A 3,564-nucleotide genomic window follows, 5' to 3' on the forward strand; every position below is an offset into this window, starting at 1 on the left:
GGCATTGGCATTTTCAGTCAGGAGATAAACAAATCCGGCTGCAATTCTTTTATGTGCATCTACCGGAACATCCATTTTACCGGCAAGCTCCTCAGCCTTTTTAAATGAAAGACCTATGCAATCAGAGCAAAGACAATACGGATTGCTTTTTATAAGCTCTATTGCCTGATGCCCCCACTGCTGATATGCTCTCATTGCAACACTTGCTTTAAGTCCATATTTTGAAAGATATATCATGAGATGCCTGAGATTAAAAATCTTCTGCACTTCTTCAGCAATACTTTCACATTTTTTCGGAGAAATTCCCTTTATTTCCATAAGCCTTGAAGGCTCTTTTTCCATGATTTCAAGAGTCTTTTCTCCGAAAACGTCCACTATTCTCTTTGCAAGTGCCGGACCTATCCCCTTAATTGCTCCGGAAGAAAGATATTTACATATATTAACAGAGGTACTGGGCAGCTTTCTCTCGCAGTATTCCACCTGAAACTGCACTCCGAATTTTGCATGAGTAACATACCTGCCCTCCATTAAAAGAACCTCTCCGGCTTCAACATCACCAAGCTCTCCCACAGCTGTCACAAGCTCTCCGCCCGTGTCGATATCCAAAACCGTATAACCGTTATTTTCATTTCGATATATTATATTTTCTACAGTACCCTCAATTTTTAGTGTATCCTGATCCATTTGGCGTCCCCTTCTTAAAGCGTAAAATGTTACACTTTTTTATTATACTATTTTTCGACAGAAAAATCAATTATTTTAATGCCATTTTCCGCTGTTCCAGAATAATATTTCCCAGCTCTTCAAATGAAGTAAAAAATAAATAATCATATCTTCTGCAATAACTTCTGCAAATTTCTGCCTGTTCATTGTTTAATCCGCCGTCGACAAGTATAACGCTTCCTATCAGTTCCTCATCAGTCCACATTATTTTATTTATAATCCTGTTAATACATTTTTCCGTATCCTCTATGCCATCAAGTACAACAACAGTTATAAATCCCTTTTCCGGAATTCTCTCCGAAGCAGTAATTTTCAGAGCTGAGGCAACTATCATAACCATAAGCATTGCTGAAAATGAAAATACAATGATTAAAATACTATCCATATTAACACTCCTTTTTTAACATATTTATTATATTTTATGCATATTTAACGAAAATGTTAATTAACATATTGACCTGTACGCTGCTGTGTGATATTATAAGAAACGGGAGGATATTTATGGGACCCTATAAGTACAGAGTATTGAAAATCGAGGGAGATTACGCAACTCTTCTTCGGACGGATACAGATTCAGATGATACAATGTTCATCGCAATGGCTCTGCTTCCGGAAGGTACGGATATCGGCACCGAACTTATATGGAAAAATTTCGAGTATAGTATTTTATAACGTCATATATATTACTATAATTTATTTCGGATTTTGTTTCCAAATAAGGGAAAAATCATAAAACTTCTTGACAAAAAGAGGTTTTAATGATATTATGTAAGTATATTTTTTAAAATGGAGGAATAATTATGAAGAAAACTCTTGCAAAAGTAATGGCTACAGCCGGTGCTCTTTCATTATTAGCATCTGCTATTCCATTTACAGGTGTAAGCGCTGAAGAAACAGACGCTTTTAAGTATGAAGTTAAGGAAAATGGTGTTGTAATTACTGAATGGAAGGATCTTACAGCTACAGAAGTAACAATTCCGCCTACGGTAACAGTTGGCGACAATGACCTGGATGTAATCGGTATTGCTGATTATGCTTTCGGTCTTTGTGAAGATCTCGCAGTTGTAAACGTTCCTGATTCACTTCAGCTTGCTGAAATGGGAAATACAGCTTTCCTGACTTCTTCTATGGTTATGAATTTCTTTGACAGTGAACTTTCTGATGCAGCTACAACTGATGATATCATCAGATATGTTGCTGAAAAGGCTGGCTACAAGGGTACAGGTGCAAACGGAGCTATTACAGATGCAGATATTGCTAATTTAAGTGTAAAGCTTATGAATCACCTGAACAAGGTTGATATTTCTGCTGCTAACACAGTTCAGGGCAAGCTCATGATTTTAATCATGAACATTGATGACATGGGATTCTCACAGGCTAACATTGACAAGTTCAATTTATATGTTACAGCTATTCCTTACGGTGATTTAACACTTAAGGGTAATGCTGGTACAGAAATTGAAACATATGCTAAGGGCAAGTTCATCAATTTCGTTTCTGGCAACTACGTTCTTGGTGATGCAAACGGTGACGGCAAGTTCGACATCCGTGATGCTGCATGGGTTGCAAGAAATCTTGCAAGCGGTGTAGAGATCACAGTTGAAACAAATCCGGCTGCTGACTTTAATCAGGACGGAAAGGTTAACGTTCGTGACGCAGCTGCAATGGCAAGAGATCTTGCTACTAAGAAGGACTAATTTAAATTAAAGTTTATACTTTACATAAAAAAGCAGGTTTAAATACCTGCTTTTTTTATTATATAAAAAATGAATACTGTCATAAGACATTCAGCAAAGAACAGGCTGTATCTGTTTTCCTGCCAAAGCAGCCTTTATAGTTTCCTCAAGCCTTGAAAAATCGCATATTGCCGAAGTAGGCTTATTAGCATAGTCATCCTGATAAATAGGAACAAAATAATAATTTTTCATATTCATAAGATAACCGATATTCTTCATTGAGCCTGCAAGAGAATCATTCGAAGCCAGAGCAATAACTGCTGGTCTGGCATTTCTGATATGTGACTTTACTGCCATGGTTACTGGTGTATCAGTGATGATAAAACGGAAACCGATGATATTATTATAAACGTTCCCACTTGTCGAATAGAAACAAAATATATATATGGAAATATTAACAGCAAATTAGCAAATTCTATTACTCAAATGAGATTATCCTCTAATATGTCCAAGAAAGATTTAGCTTTAAAATCAGGAATAAGCATTTCTACTTTATCCCGGTATGAAAATGGAAGATACGATATAAATAATATTAATACTGATATCTTACAAAATTTAGCAATAACATGTGGAAAAGATAAATTGTTTTTATTTACTCCATATCTAAAATTTAAATTATATAAAAACGAGATTCTAAATGCTTATATTAATGAATTTAATATTTCTAAATATCAGCTTTCTAAATATTTAGATTTATCATATACATTAGTTAAATCATGGTTTAACAAAAAAAATCGCAGTCCGTCATATGATATATGGCAAACTGCTTTTAAAAAATTTAGTTTAAAGTGGATTGAGCAAAATATTAATTGACTCTATTACTGCTTCAGAATATATTTCATCAAATTCTTTTGATGTATGTATTATTATATTTCTTGGTATATTGTTTTTTATTTTTTTATCTCTATTTTTTATTGATATTATTTTTACTGTATCTTCCATGAAGTCTCCTTGGTATTTTTTTATTTATATTATAATATGCACTATTTAGCTTTGATATGTTTAAATATTTAATCCTTTCCACCTATAAACTGATTGTACAGTTTTTCTTTCCATGACTGCCTTGAATTGATTTCAGCTATACGCTTTTCTATGCGGTCGACCT

General features: G+C 34.3%; 7 protein-coding genes. 3 read left to right on the plus strand and 4 right to left on the minus strand.

Annotated elements, in window-relative coordinates; all coding sequences use genetic code 11:
- Both ACI4WO_RS02295 and ACI4WO_RS02300 read right to left on the minus strand, forming a co-directional pair.
- On the minus strand, positions 1-684 hold a 684-nt coding region (locus tag ACI4WO_RS02295; RefSeq protein WP_439805942.1), incomplete at its 3' end, for a helix-hairpin-helix domain-containing protein.
- Between the two features lie 70 nt (positions 685-754).
- Positions 755-1,108: a hypothetical protein gene (locus tag ACI4WO_RS02300; protein WP_439805943.1), complete on the minus strand. Its 354-nt coding sequence runs from the start codon at positions 1,106-1,108 to the stop codon at positions 755-757.
- Positions 1,109-1,224: 116 nt separating this feature from the next.
- Here ACI4WO_RS02300 and ACI4WO_RS02305 point away from each other — a divergent pair, with 116 nt between their 5' ends.
- Both ACI4WO_RS02305 and ACI4WO_RS02310 read left to right on the plus strand, forming a co-directional pair.
- Entirely contained in the window at positions 1,225-1,395 is a 171-nt protein-coding gene (locus ACI4WO_RS02305; protein WP_439805944.1) for a hypothetical protein, read from the plus strand.
- Positions 1,396-1,523: 128 nt separating this feature from the next.
- Positions 1,524-2,420, plus strand: a complete 897-nt coding sequence (locus ACI4WO_RS02310) for a dockerin type I repeat-containing protein (RefSeq protein ID WP_439805945.1) — start codon at positions 1,524-1,526, stop codon at positions 2,418-2,420.
- 90 nt (positions 2,421-2,510) lie between these two features.
- On the opposite strand, the gene ACI4WO_RS02315 is transcribed toward ACI4WO_RS02310, so the two are convergent.
- Positions 2,511-2,852 (minus strand): flavoprotein, encoded by a 342-nt coding sequence (locus ACI4WO_RS02315; protein WP_439805948.1) that lies wholly within the window; start codon positions 2,850-2,852, stop codon positions 2,511-2,513.
- 33 nt (positions 2,853-2,885) lie between these two features.
- Between ACI4WO_RS02315 and ACI4WO_RS02320 the strand changes: the two genes are divergently transcribed.
- Positions 2,886-3,272, plus strand: coding sequence for a helix-turn-helix domain-containing protein (locus tag ACI4WO_RS02320; RefSeq protein ID WP_439805946.1), 387 nt, complete (start codon positions 2,886-2,888; stop codon positions 3,270-3,272).
- On the opposite strand, the gene ACI4WO_RS02325 is transcribed toward ACI4WO_RS02320, so the two are convergent.
- Complete coding sequence (locus tag ACI4WO_RS02325; protein ID WP_439805947.1) at positions 3,243-3,401, minus strand: hypothetical protein; 159 nt, start codon at positions 3,399-3,401, stop codon at positions 3,243-3,245. The two genes, ACI4WO_RS02320 and ACI4WO_RS02325, sit on opposite strands and share 30 nt — an antisense overlap.
- Between the last annotated feature and the right edge of the window lie 163 nt (positions 3,402-3,564).

The organism is Porcipelethomonas sp. (assembly GCF_051893655.1).
In the GTDB taxonomy this organism is placed as follows: Bacteria; Bacillota; Clostridia; order Oscillospirales; family Ruminococcaceae; genus Porcipelethomonas.